This is a genomic window from Bacillus sp. T3, assembly GCF_033449965.1.
Classification (GTDB): Bacteria; Bacillota; Bacilli; order Bacillales; family Cytobacillaceae; genus Bacillus_BU.
In genome coordinates this window covers 1,218,368-1,235,330 of sequence record NZ_CP137761.1, presented here as the reverse complement: position 1 = coordinate 1,235,330, position 16,963 = coordinate 1,218,368, and the positions used below count along the sequence as shown (strand labels likewise).

At 41.3% G+C, this 16,963-nt stretch carries 12 protein-coding genes, 2 pseudogenes and 1 other annotated feature; of the genes and pseudogenes, 2 read left to right on the top strand and 12 right to left on the bottom strand.

What is annotated here, in order from left to right; translation table 11 throughout:
- Positions 1-444 precede the first annotated feature (444 nt).
- Complete coding sequence (locus tag RGF10_RS06270) at positions 445-3,090, bottom strand: valine--tRNA ligase (RefSeq protein ID WP_318508175.1); 2,646 nt, start codon at positions 3,088-3,090, stop codon at positions 445-447.
- A 79-nt stretch (positions 3,091-3,169) separates the two neighbouring features.
- Positions 3,170-3,405 (bottom strand) — a binding site (T-box leader).
- 216 nt (positions 3,406-3,621) lie between these two features.
- Between RGF10_RS06270 and RGF10_RS06265 the strand changes: the two genes are divergently transcribed.
- Positions 3,622-3,813, top strand: coding sequence for a hypothetical protein (locus RGF10_RS06265; RefSeq protein WP_318509341.1), 192 nt, complete (start codon positions 3,622-3,624; stop codon positions 3,811-3,813).
- A gap of 50 nt (positions 3,814-3,863) precedes the next feature.
- On the opposite strand, the gene ysxE is transcribed toward RGF10_RS06265, so the two are convergent.
- The 9 genes and pseudogenes from ysxE to hemA all read right to left on the bottom strand — a co-directional run bounded on the left by ysxE (position 3,864) and on the right by hemA (position 13,005).
- On the bottom strand, positions 3,864-4,916 hold the full coding sequence (gene ysxE, locus RGF10_RS06260; protein WP_318508173.1) for a spore coat protein YsxE: 1,053 nt from the start codon (positions 4,914-4,916) through the stop codon (positions 3,864-3,866).
- 91 nt (positions 4,917-5,007) lie between these two features.
- A complete protein-coding gene (locus RGF10_RS06255; RefSeq protein WP_318508171.1) occupies positions 5,008-5,751 on the bottom strand; it encodes a LysM peptidoglycan-binding domain-containing protein in 744 nt (247 codons plus the stop codon).
- A gap of 67 nt (positions 5,752-5,818) precedes the next feature.
- Positions 5,819-6,247: a hypothetical protein gene (locus RGF10_RS06250; RefSeq protein ID WP_318508169.1), complete on the bottom strand. Its 429-nt coding sequence runs from the start codon at positions 6,245-6,247 to the stop codon at positions 5,819-5,821.
- 318 nt (positions 6,248-6,565) lie between these two features.
- The gene (gene hemL, locus RGF10_RS06245; RefSeq protein ID WP_318508168.1) at positions 6,566-7,855 is read right to left on the bottom strand and encodes a glutamate-1-semialdehyde 2,1-aminomutase; all 1,290 of its coding nucleotides are present in this window, start codon (positions 7,853-7,855) and stop codon (positions 6,566-6,568) included.
- Between the two features lie 225 nt (positions 7,856-8,080).
- Positions 8,081-9,062, bottom strand: a pseudogene (gene hemB, locus RGF10_RS06240) (porphobilinogen synthase).
- 18 nt (positions 9,063-9,080) lie between these two features.
- Positions 9,081-9,863, bottom strand: a complete 783-nt coding sequence (locus tag RGF10_RS06235; RefSeq protein WP_318508166.1) for a uroporphyrinogen-III synthase — start codon at positions 9,861-9,863, stop codon at positions 9,081-9,083.
- Complete coding sequence (gene hemC / locus RGF10_RS06230; protein WP_318508164.1) at positions 9,863-10,795, bottom strand: hydroxymethylbilane synthase; 933 nt, start codon at positions 10,793-10,795, stop codon at positions 9,863-9,865. The genes RGF10_RS06235 and hemC overlap by 1 nt, the downstream gene beginning before the upstream one ends.
- 15 nt (positions 10,796-10,810) lie before the next feature.
- Complete coding sequence (locus tag RGF10_RS06225; protein WP_318508162.1) at positions 10,811-11,644, bottom strand: cytochrome C assembly family protein; 834 nt, start codon at positions 11,642-11,644, stop codon at positions 10,811-10,813.
- A gap of 14 nt (positions 11,645-11,658) precedes the next feature.
- Positions 11,659-13,005: a glutamyl-tRNA reductase gene (gene hemA / locus RGF10_RS06220; protein ID WP_318508160.1), complete on the bottom strand. Its 1,347-nt coding sequence runs from the start codon at positions 13,003-13,005 to the stop codon at positions 11,659-11,661.
- A gap of 368 nt (positions 13,006-13,373) precedes the next feature.
- Here hemA and RGF10_RS06215 point away from each other — a divergent pair, with 368 nt between their 5' ends.
- Positions 13,374-13,934 (top strand): LiaI-LiaF-like domain-containing protein, encoded by a 561-nt coding sequence (locus RGF10_RS06215; protein ID WP_318508158.1) that lies wholly within the window; start codon positions 13,374-13,376, stop codon positions 13,932-13,934.
- On the opposite strand, the pseudogene yihA reads toward RGF10_RS06215, so the two are convergent.
- Positions 13,925-14,505: pseudogene (yihA, locus tag RGF10_RS06210) on the bottom strand (ribosome biogenesis GTP-binding protein YihA/YsxC). The gene RGF10_RS06215 and the pseudogene yihA sit on opposite strands and share 10 nt — an antisense overlap.
- Entirely contained in the window at positions 14,492-16,825 is a 2,334-nt protein-coding gene (gene lon / locus RGF10_RS06205) for an endopeptidase La (protein ID WP_318508157.1), read from the bottom strand. The pseudogene yihA and the gene lon overlap by 14 nt, the downstream one beginning before the upstream one ends.
- Between the last annotated feature and the right edge of the window lie 138 nt (positions 16,826-16,963).

Below are 16,963 nucleotides of genomic sequence, written 5' to 3'. Positions count from 1 at the left end.
ATTTACGGATACAGTTTCCAAATCTACGGATAGCAAGATAAAATCTACGGATAAAGTATCGAAATTTACGGATAGCACAACAAAACTCATGGATAGAGTATCGGAATCCACGGTTAGCACGGCAAAATCCAGGGATTGGTGTGCCGTAATCTAAGGAATTAGTGCCTCGCTCCGTGTTAATTTTGAGATTTTCTCTAAATTTAAACTCGTTTTTTAAAAAATCCAGCTGTTCTCTGCTATCTATTAGCCGATTCTCGACTCCTATTAGCTGATTTCCGGTTTCTATTAGCTAATTTTTGACTTCTATTAGACAATTTTCTATTTCTATTAGCCGATTTGTAAAATTAGACACAACCAACACTAACTCTGCAACAGTCTTTCCCATCTTTCTTTTTCAAAAAAGGAAACGAACCCGACAGACCAGGTTCGCCTCCTCAAAACTTCTTAAAGAGACTTCATTTCATTTAAGCGAATTTCTACTGCGGCACGTTTTTCAATGTAATCCGCTTCTTTCGCACGCTCTTCTTCAATAACCTTGGCTGGAGCCTTGGCCACGAAACCTTCGTTGCTCAATTTCTTCTGAACACGTTCAACCTCTTTGTTTAACTTATCGAGTTCTTTGCCCAAACGAGCGATTTCCTCTTCAATGTTAAGTAAGCCAGCTAACGGTAGGATGATTTCAGCACCAGTCACAACGGCAGTCATCGCCTTGTCCGGTGTTTCTAAGTCAACACCGATTACAAGCTCCTCTGGATTACAGAAGCGCTCGATGTAGCCGCGGTTTTTCTCAAGAACGGCTTCCACACTTGCATCCTTCGCTTTAAGCATGATGTTAATTTTCTTGCTAAGCGGTGTATTTACTTCTGCACGGCTATTACGCACTGAACGAATGATTTCAACAAGAAGCTTCATTTCATTAGAAGCCTGATCATCGACAAGCGCTGGGTCAACAACTGGCCAGCTTGACGTTGTGATTGACTCACCTGAAGTAGGGAGGTTCTGCCAAATTTCTTCGGTAATGAATGGCATGAATGGATGCAATAGACGCATCGTCTGATCCAATACATAAGCTAAAATCGAACGAGTTGTTTTCTTTGCCGCTTCATCGTCACCGTATAATGGCAGTTTCGCCATTTCAATATACCAATCACAAAAATCATCCCAAATGAAGTTATAAAGGGCACGGCCCACTTCCCCAAACTCATAGCGGTCTGACAAGCGTGTTACGTTTTCAATTGTTTCGTTCAAACGAGTTAAGATCCACTTATCGGCAACGGATTTTTCTCCGCTTAAATCGATCTCCTCATAAGTCATGCCGTTCATATTCATTAAGGCAAAACGAGATGCGTTCCAAATTTTATTAGCAAAGTTCCAGGTTGCTTCAACTTTCTCCGTGCTATAGCGTAAGTCTTGACCAGGTGAGCTTCCAGTTGACAGGAAGTAACGCAAGGAGTCGGCACCGTACTGATCGATAACCTCCATTGGGTCAACCCCGTTACCAAGTGATTTACTCATCTTACGACCTTGCGCATCACGAACTAGACCATGAATCAATACATCATTAAATGGACGTCCGCCTGTGAACTCAATCCCTTGGAAGATCATGCGCGATACCCAGAAGAAAATGATATCGTATCCTGTTACAAGTGCTGCGGTTGGATAGTAGCGCTTAAAGTCAGCAGCATCACCATCTGGCCAGCCTAATGTTGAAAATGGCCACAGTGCTGACGAGAACCATGTATCCAATACATCATTGTCTTGAACCCAGTTTTCACTGTCTGCTGGAGGCTCGTTTTCCACGTAAATTTCCCCTGTTTCTTTATGGTACCAGGCTGGAATTCGGTGACCCCACCATAGCTGACGCGAAATACACCAGTCACGGATATTTTCCATCCAGCGTAAATACGTCTTTTCAAATCGATCCGGTACGAAGTTAACCTTTTCCTCCTCTTGCTGAAGAGCAATCGCAGCATCCGCAAGTGGCTGCATTTTAACAAACCATTGTGTTGAAAGGTAAGGCTCAACAACCGCTCCACTACGCTCAGAGTGACCAACTGAATGAAGATGCTCTTCAATTTTGAATAGAACACCAGCTTCTTGTAGGTCCTTGACGATTTGCTTGCGGCACTCAAAACGATCCATGCCTTGGTACTTGCCAGCACGTGCATTCATCGTTCCGTCTTCATTCATCACTAACACGCGCTCAAGATTATGGCGATTTCCTACCTCAAAGTCATTAGGGTCATGTGCTGGGGTAATTTTAACCGCGCCAGATCCAAACTCGATATCAACATAATCATCGCCAACGATTGGAATTTCACGGCCAACAATTGGTAAAACAACGGTTTTGCCAATCATATCCTTGTAGCGAGGATCCTCTGGATGTACTGCTACTGCTGTATCTCCAAGCATTGTTTCCGGACGAGTAGTCGCCACTTCAATATATCCTGTTCCATCGGCAAACGGATATTTCATATGGTAAAACGCACCTTGTACGTCTTTGTAGATAACCTCAATATCAGAAAGTGCTGTTTTCGTAGAAGGATCCCAGTTGATGATGTATTCACCGCGGTAGATTAAGCCCTTCTTGTAAAGCTTCACGAATACCTCTTTAACAGCATCTGATAGGCCTTCATCAAGCGTAAAACGCTCACGGCTATAATCGAGCCCAAGACCTAGCTTCGCCCACTGCTGACGAATATGGCCGGCATACTCTTCCTTCCACTTCCATGTTTCTTCAACAAATTTCTCACGACCAAGGTCGTAACGGCTTTTTCCTTCTCCACGAAGCTTTTCCTCAACCTTCGCTTGGGTGGCAATACCGGCATGGTCCATTCCTGGCAGCCATAACACGTCATAGCCCTGCATCCGCTTCATTCTTGTTAGAATATCCTGAAGCGTCGTATCCCAGGCATGTCCAAGGTGTAGCTTTCCGGTTACGTTTGGCGGTGGAATAACAATCGTGTAAGGCTGTTTGTCCGCTTCACCCTTCGCCTCAAAGAATTTTCCTTTAAGCCACCAATCATAGCGACCTTGTTCGATTGCCTGCGGATCATATTTCGTCGGCATTGATAGTTCTTTTGTTTCCATTGCACTTTCCTCCAATTAAAAAAATATATCATTTTCGTTAAATGCGTTTCTTTATAAAACAAAAAACCCCATTCGTCATGAAAAGGACGAATGGAGTTTGCTTCGCGGTACCACCTTTTTTCCAATTAGCAAACAGGCTAACTGGCACTTAACACATTAACGGATTTCCCGTCTCCAGCTACTAATCGCATTACGCTCGTTCACAGGAGATGCTCAAGGGCGACCTTCCAATGATCTGTTTAGGAAGCTTTCAGCATTATGCTTCCCTCTCTAAAAACAGTTGTCCATCGTACTCTTCCCTATCTTTGCATACTATTTGATTTTCCCTGAAAAAAGTTGGCTTGTGTCATATTTCAGGATGAAATTGATTCATAAGCTATACTACCTAAAAAAGGTGTTTGTCGTCAATCATTCTCACCGATTTTTTTCTAGTATATACATTTTTGCACAATTGTTTCTTAGCTTGATAGCACTTTTCAAAATAACTGGGCATACACTAGAACAATAAAGATGTAAAAGAGGGGAAGAATGTTGAAGCGAAGATATAGCCCTTATACACTTCCGCCATGGCTAAGAACAATCCGCAATGTCTGTGCGCAATTTTCAATTCCCTTTTGTATTTTTCAAGGGATTCGCACGATTTTCTTGCCAACCACCTTTGATGTGTTATTTCTGACCGTCCTTATATTGTTTGCTATTGCTTTCCAATTAGAATTTTTATAAAAATGTTTCGTTGATACCACGGTAAAAAAGGAGCCCGCAGTTGACGCATGTCAATTCTGGGCTCCTTCTTGTTGCGCCTGGGCCTGTGCTTCAGCCTGGGCTTTCCTCTGCCGTTCAATTTCATTTAAGCGGCTGACTACATATTCCGTGTTTTTCAGCTGCCAATATTGCCGCTGAAGCTGCTGCGAGAACTTTCGCTCCTTCTTCCTTACTGCTGTGGGCTGTTTATAATATTTTTTTACAACTCGAAGAAATGCAGTCGGATGGGTGAAATAGCTTAGCATTAATTGCTTTTCCTCTTCCTTTAACGGGAAATATTTATAATAAATCAAGAGCCAATCAATACAATCCTCACTCCGCATCGGGAATCCTTTTAACGAGCGAAATAAGTAAGGAAGGATATCCTGATAGGGTGATCCCTGTCTTGCATTTTCGAAGTTCATAAAATAGCCATAGCCTTTGTTATCAAACAGAAAATGATCGGACGAAAACTTACCGTGAATCAGTACCGTTCGGATTTTTTCCTCTTCCTTCGTTTTTTCATACCAAGCCTCGAGCTGCTTCTTTGAAAAGCGCAATGCTTGATGGACGTCATGGTAATAGAGGCAAAATTGCAATTCAAACGGGGACATATAGATTTTTTTTTCACATTGCTCAAGAAACCCAACTAAAAACTCTTCATCCTTTTCAAGAAGCAGCAACGTATTTTCATAATGCTCCTTGCGATCTTCTTTCTTGATTGGATACTCTTTCGATGATAAGGTGTGCAGGCGAGCTAGCTCCCGAAACAATTTTTTATTTTTTTGCGAGGTATCCTCTTTTTCTTCATTCGGAAGCCAAGGCATTAAATAGTACAGTGCAGATTGATGGAGCACTGCATAACGGCCATCGAGCGTCGGATATATCGGGACTACACGATAATAGCCTTTTTGATACAATGTTTGGACGTGGCGGATAAATTCTGTCCCTTGTGCTGGTGGCACCACTTTTAACGCAAATACACCTTTATCAGCCGTAACCCGCTTTATTTTCCCTAAGTCCTCAACAAAATAAGGTCTCACTCCATATTGGGCTAAAATAACTGAAGCTTCATCAAGATTCATAAGTTTGGTCACTCTCTTTCAGATCAAAGGAGCTGTTGGTTATAAAAAAAGACCAGAGCAGGTCGAAAGGATACCTGCTCTGTTGCACAATCTATCGGCTGCCTGCCGTTTCTGGAATATAGAGCACTTGCCCCTCGTAAACATCTTGGTTTGCCTCTAAATGGTTTACCCTCAGAATTTGCTGAATTGGAAGTGCATAACGTTCCGAAATGCTATCGAGCGTGTCTCCTTGTTGGACAATACAAACTTTTAGTTTTGCTTGGAGCTCATTTTCGCTTTTTCTACCTAAAAACTCAGCGATTGACATGCTCTTTTTCTTCGTAAATTTCTTTAGTAATCCCGGCTTCTCATCAGAGGATGAAGAGGATGAGGAGGATTCCTGCTGGACACTTTCCACCTCAGCCACCTGACCGGCAACTTCTTGAACATCAACTTCAAAGCTTGGTGATGGTGGCACTTCCTCTTCTTGAATGCTTTGCCCTTCTGCCCTTTTTCCCGCAAAAGAAAAATCAGGTAGCTTTGGTATCGACGGGGCTGGTATAGCCGTAGGATTTCCCCATTTATACTCAGGAGTTTGCACTGGATCTCCTTGCTTCTTTGCCTCAGCAGAGAACGGCTGAGAATAATCGAATGGAGCAGATTCATCCTCTAACTCATCGACTATAGACTCAGTTGGATAGGACAATATAAAATTAGGAGAATAAGTATGACTTTCCTCTCGATCTTCTTCTTGTTCAGATCGATACATAGGCTCTAATTCTAGGTCTTCCTCCTGTTCAGTCTCTTCCAAACTGACATTAGAAAACTCTTCGGCTTGTTCTTCAGCTTCCTCCACATCTCGCTCCAGCTCAAAGACAAATTCTGGTGTCTGTTCCTCCTCATCATTCGGAACATTTTGTTGCTCACCATAAAGTCCAGGAAATCGTTAGTTCAGCCACAAGCTTTAAGCAGCTCCGCTCTGGCACAACATAATCGAAGGAATCTACGGTTACATCGATATCGTAAACACTTTGTATTCGATTGTTTGGGATTGTGATATCAACCGGAAAGCGATGCAAAAATTCACAAATTCCTTCTTCTCTTTCCTCAACAGATTGCACAAATTTCGGTGCAGATATGATGTCCTCTTGCCCTGATGAATCCTCATCAATTCTCTTATATTCGCCTGTTAATTCAAGCGAGCCGCGAATGGCTACGTACTGATCATTTTCAATGATGGTGATGTTCGGATCTAAAGAGATCGAAACTAATTCTGCAACTTCCTGTCCTTTTTGAAACCAAACTGACTCTTCTAATGAAAATCGTAAAAACGATTGATGTTCTTGAGACAAAGCGACTCCTCCCTTCTTTTCCCACTCCATGTAATCACCATGTCATTAACACTCTATGAAAAAGAAGATTTTTTTATGATAAAAAGAGCGCGAAATTAGCGGCTGAAAGGAGGTCGGCTAATAAATCTTAGGTTTTGGCGTATAAATTCTCATTTAGGCGAATAAATCTTGATTTTGGCAAATAAATCCTAATTTTGGCGAATAACATTGCAATGTAAGCGAATAAAATCGGAAGAGAAATCACAAAACTCCTCCCTATTAAAAAAATAACAGCCTAGAACCTCTAATCCGAGGTCCTAGGCTGTTTTATTTTTTAGATTAACCGCGAAGTTTTGAAAATGCCACTTCAGCAGCTGCAATTGTTTTTTGGATGTCCTCATCCGAGTGGGCAGTCGATAGGAAAATTCCTTCGAATTGTGAAGGTGGTAAGAATACACCTTCGTTCGCCATTTCACGGAAATAGTTTGCAAAAAATTCCAGATCAGACGTTTTAGCCGTTTCATAATTAATGATATCTTCATTTGTAAAGAAGAAACCAATCATCGAACCGGCACGGTTGCATGTAAGTGGTACATCGTACTTTGCAGCAGCCGCTTTAAAGCCTGCTTCCAGCATATCTCCTTTACGAATGAACTCTTCATAATGAGCAGGAGTGAGCTGACTTAATGTTTCAAGTCCAGCTGTCATCGCAAGTGGGTTACCAGATAACGTACCGGCTTGGTAAATTGGACCGCTTGGTGCGATTTGCTCCATGATTTCTGCTTTACCGCCGTATGCACCAACAGGAAGTCCACCACCGATTACTTTTCCTAAGCAAGTTAAATCAGGAGTAATCCCAAAATAACCTTGCGCACAATTATAGCCGACACGGAAGCCAGTCATAACCTCATCAAAGATCAATAGTGCACCGTACTGAGTCGTAATTTCACGTAAACCTTCTAAGAACCCTGGTTGTGGCGGTACAACGCCCATGTTGCCAGCAACTGGCTCAACGATGATACAAGCGATATCCTCGCCAAACTGTTCGAAAGCATAACGTACGCTCTCTAAATCATTATAAGCGACCGTAATCGTGTTTTTCGCAACGCTTTCCGGTACTCCAGGACTATCAGGCAAACCAAGTGTCGCCACACCAGATCCAGCTTTGATTAGAAGAGAATCTCCATGGCCATGATAGCAGCCTTCGAATTTTAAGATTTTATTTCGGCCAGTATAGCCGCGAGCTAAACGCAACGCACTCATTGTCGCTTCTGTACCAGAAGAAACCATGCGAACCACTTCAATTGAAGGGACACGTTCACGAACAAGCTTTGCGACTTCAGTTTCGATTAAAGATGGCGCACCAAAGCTTGTGCCAAGCTCTGCTACCTTTTTAATAGCTTCCACAACACGATCATTCGTATGACCTAAAATAAGTGGACCCCATGATAAAACGTAATCAATATATTCATTGCCATCAATATCGTAAATTTTAGAACCTTTTCCACTTGCCATGAAAATTGGATCCATGTTTACAGATTTGAAGGCACGTACAGGTGAATTCACTCCACCAGGCATTAAAGTTTTGGCTTCATTAAAAGCTGCGATAGATTTTTCGTAAGAGCGCATCGTAATCTCCTTATGATGTTTATCGTTTATCAACTATTTTTATAGAAGTAAAGAAAGTATAAAATTTTGATGGGTGTCTAGCTCCAGGCGCCATCGGCTCGAGGTCACAAGCCAATCCGGCCAAAAGGTCAAAGAACAACCTTTCGGCAGGCTCGTCTTGTGCTTGTCGCCGATAGGCGGGCGCCTTGCGCTTTTCCTATAGGTTCTGTTAAAAAACAAATTCTATTACTGTTCCGATAACCATTTTGCCGCATCTTTGGCGAAGTAGGTAATGATTAAATCTCCGCCGGCACGCTTCATGCCAGTGAGCATTTCTAAAACTGTATTTTTCTCATCAACCCAACCGTTTTGTGCTGCCGCTTTAATCATGGAATACTCGCCGCTCACATTGTAAATCACCACTGGCAGGTTGAAATTATTTTTCACATCGCGAACAATATCCAGATATGGTAAACCAGGCTTAACAATTAAGAAATCAGCGCCTTCCATCACATCAGACTCTGCTTCACGAAGGGCTTCTAGGCGATTCAGCCGGATCCATTTGATAAGCTTTACGATCGCCAAATTGCGGCGTGCTTTCAGCTGCTTCACGGAACGGACCGTAAAATGCAGAAGCATATTTCACAGCATAGGACATGATTGGAATATGCTCAAAGCCAGCTTTATCTAAGCCTTGGCGAATTGCTACGACGAATCCATCCATCATATTCGATGGGGCAATGATATCCGCACCAGCCTTCGCCTGACTAACGGCTGTTTGAACAAGTAAATCTAGGGAAGGATCATTTAACACAGTCCCATTTTCAATCACACCACAATGGCCATGGCTTGTGTATTCACAAAGGCACGTATCCGCGACAACTAATACTTCTGGGTAATGTTCCTTAATAAAACGAGTTCCTTCTTGGACAATACCGTGGTCATGGAATGCACCAGTTCCGCATTCATCCTTCTCTGCAGGAATCCCGAATAATAAAACAGATTTAATTCCTAATGCTACGACTTCATCCATTTCAGCAGCAAGATTATCAAGTGAAAGCTGATAAATCCCTGGCATAGATGAAATTTCATTCTTAATGTTGCTACCTTCAATCACAAAAATCGGATAAATAAAATCATTCACGCTTAAGTGGTTTTCACGAACTAATGCACGCATATTAGCACTTGAACGCAAACGGCGATGGCGTGTAAATTGTAACTCTTTCATCGTAAAATAACCCCCTGATTATGTAGTACGTTGATTTAATAGATCTATTAAGGCAAGAAGCATGTCCTTAATAGTATAATTGGCTGGCGAAACGTGCACCGTTAAGCCAAGCTCTTGTGCCTTTAATGTTGAGACAGGCCCTATACAGGCAACCAAACAGGAATGGAGCTTGTCTTCAAGATTTGATTCTGTCACAATTTCCATAAAATGATCAATGGTTGATGGACTTGTAAAAGCTAATACATTTAGCTCGTTTTTTTTGAGCATTTCGACTAGTTTACTTTTGCTGTCTTCGGGAGCATAGGTTTCGTATATAATGGACTCCGTTACGATTGCCCCTGCCTCACTTAATGTTGTCGCAATGATATCACGTGCTAAATTTCCTTTTGGAATAAGCACCTTCATTCCAGGGTGAACAAGGGGCATAAATTCTCGCAAGAATCCTTCAGCAACATATTCGCTTGGAGTAAACTCGACTGGAATTCCTCTGTCTTCTAATATCTGCTTTGTTCTTACACCGATAACGGCAACCTTAGGTAAAAGGGAGAACGCTTTGTCTCCTGCAATCTTGAAAAACGTCTCGATTGTGACATTGCTTGTGAAAATAATCCAATCATATGTAGAAAGTTTATTAATGATTTCCATTAACTCGTCATTTTTGGGTACAGGACGAAAAGCAATGAGTGGGATTTCAACAGGAACCCCACCGTATTGTCTCACCAAATCGGAAAAGGGCTTTGCTTGCCCTTTTCCTCTTGGTACTAATATCGTTTTCCCTTGTAATGGAGCGGAGTCACTCATTACTGATCAAGCTCCTGCTTCACTTGATCGATTAACGCCTTACCACCCTTTTCCGTTAAACGCTCAGCCACAATGACGCCAGCATCTTCAGGATTTTGACTTGTAAATTGTTCTTTATAGATTATTTTTCCATCAGGAGAAGCCACTAACCCGGTTAACACGACTTCATCCTGCTCATTAATATAAGCATATCCGGCAATTGGAACCTGACAGCCACCCTCCATTTTTTGAAGGAATGAACGCTCTGCACGCACCGCACGTTCCGTATTTTTACATGTGAATTTATCAAATAAAGCTAATAGTTCTTCGTCTTCACCACGGCACTCAATTGAAAGTGCACCTTGCCCAACGGCAGGGACACACAAATCAGCATCAATAAACTCCGTGATCACTTCGTTTGCCCAGCCTAACCGCTTAAGTCCAGCTGCTGCTAAAATAATCGCATCGTATTCACCTGATTTTAGCTTTTCAACACGAGTATCGATATTTCCACGTATCCATTTAATTTCAAGGTCTGGTCGTTTTGCTAACAGCTGAGCACTCCGGCGCAAACTGCTTGTCCCAATCACAGCACCTTGCTTTAATTGATTAAATGGAACGTTATCCTTTGAAATAAGTACATCACGATGATCCTCACGGAAAGGAATACATCCAATTACCAATCCTTCAGGTAGGACTGCTGGCATATCTTTCATACTGTGGACTGCCATATCGATCTCTTTATCCATCATGGCTTGCTCGATTTCTTTAACAAAAAGGCCCTTACCGCCAACCTTTGATAGTGTCACATCCAAAATGCGGTCGCCTTTTGTTACGATTTCTTTCACTTCGAAATCAAAAGAAGCATCCAATTTTTTTAATTGATCGATCACCCAGTTCGTTTGTGTTAACGCTAGCTTGCTACGTCTTGAACCTACAATAATTTTTCTCATGACAGCCTCCTTGAATTATACATACCAAACATGAAATGTTGATAGTTTTCCTAATAAGAAGAAATTTAGTAAAACGATGATAAATGATGCGATATTCCAAAGTGCCAGCGATCGGCCAAAAAGCTCCTTTCGCAGGCGCAAATAAATATAAATACTGTATGTGCAAAGCATGACGAAAGAGCTGATGACTTTCGGATCATACCAGTCCATGTTAGGTAATTTGATAAACGCCCATTGCAAGCCCAGGACGAGGCTAATAAACAGAATCGGAACCCCAATCACATTTAAAACATAGGATAATCGCTCAAGCTTCGATAGATCAGCAATCCTAGCCAGTCTTTTCCCCCACTTTTTTTGTTTCAATAAATTATATTGAATCAAGTACAATAGGGAAAATACAGCCGATAGAGCAAAGGCTCCATAAGAAAGAATCGCCATTGTAATATGAATGAGCAGCAATTCTGAAACGAGCTGCTTGGCAATAACAACTGAATTATATTGAACAGGCGCAAAGGTATGAATCGCCATGATCACAAAGCCGAGGATATTTGTAAAAAAGACGATAAAATCCATTCTTAATAACTTATTGATCCCGACCGAAAGCGATACCAATACCCACGAATAAAAATACAATCCTTCAAACACCGTCAAGACTGGAAACCGTCCCGTCTTTGCCATATATAGACAAAAAAAGGTTGTTTGCAGCACCCATACAAATGCAAGTAACCAGAAGGCCACTTGATTAGCCTTCCGGTTACTGTGAAGAAAATCAATAAAATATAAGAGCACACTTAAGGCATACACTATAACCGTTAGCTCGTGCAGCCGCGTCATATAAAAATCAAACATAGACAGAACCTCACTTATACTTGGAAGGAAGCCTGTGGAACGCGAACCTTATCTTGTTTCGTTTCGGCTGCTTTTAGCATGCGTTGTTTCTCAACCAGCTCCTCGATATTAAATATTTTAGCAAATAATTCGAGTTGTTGCGCAGCATTTGACTCTCCCGCAAGCTCTTTTGCTTGAAGAATTGGGTCCTTTAACATTTGATTAATGATACTTTTCGTATGCTTATTAATTACTTTGATATCACGTTCAGAAAGATGAGAAAGCTTTCTTTCCATACTGTCCATCGTTTCTGATTGAATCAAAAGGGCTTTTTCTCGCAATGCTGAAATTACTGGGACAACCCCTAGCAGGTTGAGCCATTGTTTAAAATCAACGATTTCTTTTTCAATCATCAGCATGATTATCTCAGCGGCCTTTTTGCGTTCTTGAAGATTTGCTTCAACAATTCCTTCTAAATCATCAATATCATACAAGAACATGCCTTCAAGCTCTGCAACTTGTGGATCGATGTCACGCGGAACCGCAATGTCCACCATAAATAATGGTTTGCCTTTTCGCATTTTTGTGATGTTTTGCATCATTTCTCTTGTAATAACAAATTCAGTTGCACCCGTTGAACTAATTAAAATATCTGCTTCAACTAAAGAACATTGAAGTTCTTGCAGTGTTTTGGCTTCACCAGCAAACCGACTGGCTAAGTCAAGGGCTTTCTCAAATGTCCGGTTTATGACCGTTACCTTGCTTGCCCCATTACCATGCAGGTTTTGAATGGCAAGCTCACCCATTTTGCCGGCACCAAAAACTAATACATGCTTTTCATCTAGCGTACCAAAAATCTTCTTGGCTAATTCCACTGCCGCATAGCTGATTGAGACAGCGTTTGCACCAATGTCCGTTTCTGAATGCCCGCGTTTTGCAACAGTAATTGCTTGTTTGAAAAGCTGATTGAATACGGTTCCAGATGTTTCTTCCTTTTGAGCCAATAAGAAGCTTGAGCGCACTTGTCCTAAAATTTGTGTTTCGCCTAAAACCATTGAATTAAGACCACAGGTTACTTTGAACAAATGCTCAATTGCACCATCCTGCTCATAAATAAACAAATATGGAGAAAACTCCTCCTGGTCTAATTGAAACCATTCGGACAGAAATTCTTTAATATAATATCGGCCGGTATGAAGCTGATCAACGACCGCATATATTTCCGTACGGTTACAGGTAGAAATTATTATATTCTCTAGGATGCTTTTTTTCGATCTCAATGTCTGCATAGCATTCCCGATGTTTGCCTCATTAAATGTCAAACGCTCACGGATCTCAACAGGGGCAGTTTTATAATTAAGACCGACGACTATAATATGCATTTTCTAATTGACACCCCCAAATAGTACTTGCATATTCACCTAACTCATTATATCATGTGTGTTTTTTTTATCTGTTTTAGAAATGTGAACATATACCGAAATCAAGCGATAAAAATAAGTCAAAATACCTATAAACGATTTGTTTCCCTAAATTATATACCTCTTCACGTTACAAAATTTCTAAAACAAGAATTAATCTATTTTTAAAAATATTACAATAAATTGTAAATTCCTTATTGACCATTCATGGTCATGCAAGGTAACTTATTCATAGTAACGTTTGTATATAAATCGACATATTCCTTCTTTTGTACAGTACCAAATAATTGGATTTATTTCAAGCGAACTTTCTGGAAGTGGTGAATGAATTGAAAAACCAACGATATTTTCTTGGGATTCTATTAATCGGCTTTGGGGGATATTTTCTCCTACAGCACACAAATATTGACTTTCTTCAAAAATTCGCTGGCTGGCCAACGCTATTGATGATAGTCGGTACAGCGATGTTATGGCAAGGATATGCTGGCGGCGAGCATGATATGATCTTTCCAGGTGTGATTCTTTTCGGTTTTGGCCTTCATTTTCATGTTGTGACCCATCTACATATTTGGCCGGATCATATTGGCGTTTTCATCCTAATTGTAGCCCTTGCCTTTATTCTAAAATATCAAATGACCGGGATTGGTCTTGCACAAGGCCTATTATTTTTAGGAATTTCCGCAGTCCTTTTATTCCAAGACCAACTAATCGACTGGGTTGGAACGATTGAGTCAAATGGCGCTTTAATTTTAAAATATTGGCCTGTCTTACTAATTGCAGTTGGCTTATTCTTTTTTATGATTCAAAAAAATAAAGCGGGCAGGATTCATCGAATCCATACCCGCTTTTTTATTGGAGCTTTTGTGGGCTCCTCTTATTATTACATGTAGTTTTCTAGAATTGCCCAGGCTTTGTCTTTCCCTTCGCCTGTTTCGGAAGAAAACATCACCAATTGGTCTTCCTCATGCAATTGCAATGTTTCTTTAGTAATTTTTACATGCTTTTGCCATTTTGACTTTGGAATTTTGTCCGCCTTAGTCGCAACGATAATGCACGTGATATTGTAATGCTTTAAAAAGTCGTACATTAAGCAATCATCAGCAGTTGGTGGGTGGCGCAAATCGACTAGTAGGACCACCGCTTTTAATTGCTCGCGACTCGTAATGTACGTTTCAATCATTTTTCCCCATGCTTCTCGCTCTTTTTTTGATACTTTAGCATATCCATAGCCAGGTACATCAACAAAGTGAAATGCCTCATTGATTAAATAAAAATTTAAGGTTTGCGTTTTCCCGGCTTTGACGATGTTCTGGCTAAGCTTTTGCGGCCTAGCATTTTATTAATAAACGAAGATTTTCCAACATTGGATCGTCCCGCTAATGCAAATTCCGGCATATCAACATCTGGATATTGTGCCGGCTTGACCGCACTTATTACTATTTCTGCACTATTTACTTTCATTTCCTTCTCCAATCAATGCATGCTTCAATACTTGATCAATGCTTGATACAAGCACAAATTCAAGCTCGTCTCGAACACTTTCCGGAATATCATCAATATCCTTTTCGTTATCCTTTGGCAGGATAATTTTCGTTAATCCGGCACGATGAGCACTTAATGTTTTTTCTTTTAACCCACCGATCGGTAAAACTCGACCTCTTAAGGTTATTTCTCCAGTCATCCCAACTTCACGTCTAATCGGCTTACCGGTTAGCGCAGACACAAGCGCTGTTGCAATGGTGATCCCTGCTGATGGTCCATCCTTTGGAACGGCACCCTCCGGAACATGGATGTGAATATCATACTTTTCATGAAAATCGACATCAATTCCTAGTTCATTAGCCTTAGAGCGGATATAGCTAAATGCGGCTTGTGCTGATTCCTTCATCACATCGCCAAGCTTCCCTGTTAAGACAAGCTTGCCTTTACCAGGTGATAAGGATACCTCAATTTGGAGAGTATCGCCACCGACGGTTGTATAGGCTAAACCAGTTGCTACCCCTACTTGATCCTCAAGCTCTGCTTGACCGTAACGGAATACTGGTTTTCCTAGGAATTCCTCAATCGTTTTATCTGTGACAACAACCTTCTTCTTATCCCCAGCTACAATGATTCTCGCTGTTTTACGGCAAATCGTTGCTAACTGTCGTTCAAGACTTCGAACTCCAGCTTCTCTTGTATAGAAACGAATCACTTTTAAGATCGCATCATCTCGGACTTGAAGGTTACTCTTTGACAAACCATGATCCTTAATTTGCTTTTGTAGTAAATGATCCTTCGCAATATGCAGCTTTTCAAGCTCAGTATAGCCTGCAATCGTGATTATTTCCATCCTGTCGCGCAGTGGGCCTGGAATGGTTGCTAAGTTATTTGCCGTTGCAATAAACATGACTTTCGAAAGATCATAGGATTCTTCGATATAATGATCACTGAAATTGTGATTTTGCTCAGGATCGAGCACCTCAAGCATCGCAGCAGATGGATCACCACGGAAATCACTGGACATCTTATCAATCTCATCTAACAGGAATACTGGATTAATCGTTCCAGCTTTTTTCATACCCTGAATGATACGACCTGGCATCGCTCCCACATACGTCCGTCGATGTCCACGAATTTCGGATTCATCCCGAACCCCACCTAAAGAGATTCGAACGAAATGCCGGTTCATCGAGGTGGCGATCGAACGAGCCAAGCTTGTTTTCCCTACTCCAGGAGGACCTGCCAAACATAGTATCGGACCTTTAAGTGAATTCGTCAGCTTTTGGACTGCTAAATACTCAAGTACGCGTTCCTTGACTTTTTCTAATCCATAATGGTCTTTATGAAGGATCTTTTCAGCCTTATGGATATCTAGATCGTCTTCAGTCGCATTTGTCCACGGCAATGAGATCAACCATTCAATATAATTACGGATAACTGCACTTTCGGCTGAGCTCGTTGGTACCTTTTCATATCGGTCCAATTCTTTTAAAGCCGCTTCCTTGACAGCCTCCGTCATCCCAGCAGCCTCAATTTTCTCTGTTAGCTCAACGATTTCGCCTGTTTTTCCTTCTTTATCGCCTAATTCCTTCTGAATTGCCTTCATTTGCTCGCGTAGGTAGTATTCCTTCTGTGTTCTTTCCATCGAGCGTTTAACACGCTGGCCAATTTTCTTTTCAAGATTTAATACTTCACGTTCATTGTGAATAATATCAATGACGCGATTCATTCTTTCTTTTATATCGACCGTTTCCAGGATTTCTTGCTTATCCTTTAGCTTGAGCGGAAGATGAGAAGCAATGATATCAGCCATTCTACCAGGCTCATCGATATCAGCAACCGATGTATACGTTTCTGCAGATATTTTTTTTGACAGTTTTATGTATTGTTCAAAGTGCTCGAGCATCGTCCTCATTAACGCTTGATCTTCTACATCCTTTGTCGGGATATCCTCGTACGTTTTTAGACTTGCCACATAGTGACTTTCTTCATCGTGCAAAAGAACTATTTCCGCTCGTTTCAAACCCTCTACCAGCACACGAATCGTGCCATTTGGAAGCTTCAGCATTTGCTTCACCCGTGTCAATGTCCCAATATGATAAAGGTCTTCTTCGGATGGCTCATCAATTGATACGTCTTTTTGTGTTGTTAAAAAGATCAAATGGTCTTCTACCATCGCTTTTTCAAGGGCTTGCACCGATTTTTCCCGACCGACATCTAAATGTAGGACCATGGATGGATAGACCAGTAATCCCCGAAGCGGTAGGAGGGGAACGATGATCTCTTCAGTTTTCGTCATACAATAACACCTCCAAATGCAATATCTTTATCTACTCTTTCATCATAATTCAGATAAAGTCTTTGTACAATCTTAACGTATTAAAAGATAGTAATCAAAGAAAAACTCCGGCCTGACACACAGGTGGTGGCAAACCGA

Excerpts from the sequence above, each read along its gene's own strand:
- RGF10_RS06270 (WP_318508175.1), bottom strand. The coding sequence starts at position 3,090 with ATGGAAACAAAAGAACTATCAATGCCGACGAAATATGATCCGCAGGCA.
- ysxE (WP_318508173.1), bottom strand. The coding sequence starts at position 4,916 with ATGAATCTTGATGAAGCTTCAGTTATTTTAGCCCAATATGGAGTGAGA.
- hemL (WP_318508168.1), bottom strand. The coding sequence starts at position 7,855 with ATGCGCTCTTACGAAAAATCTATCGCAGCTTTTAATGAAGCCAAAACT.
- RGF10_RS06235 (WP_318508166.1), bottom strand. The coding sequence starts at position 9,863 with ATGAGTGACTCCGCTCCATTACAAGGGAAAACGATATTAGTACCAAGA.
- hemC (WP_318508164.1), bottom strand. The coding sequence starts at position 10,795 with ATGAGAAAAATTATTGTAGGTTCAAGACGTAGCAAGCTAGCGTTAACA.
- RGF10_RS06225 (WP_318508162.1), bottom strand. The coding sequence starts at position 11,644 with ATGTTTGATTTTTATATGACGCGGCTGCACGAGCTAACGGTTATAGTG.
- hemA (WP_318508160.1), bottom strand. The coding sequence starts at position 13,005 with ATGCATATTATAGTCGTCGGTCTTAATTATAAAACTGCCCCTGTTGAG.
- lon (WP_318508157.1), bottom strand. The coding sequence starts at position 16,825 with ATGACGAAAACTGAAGAGATCATCGTTCCCCTCCTACCGCTTCGGGGA.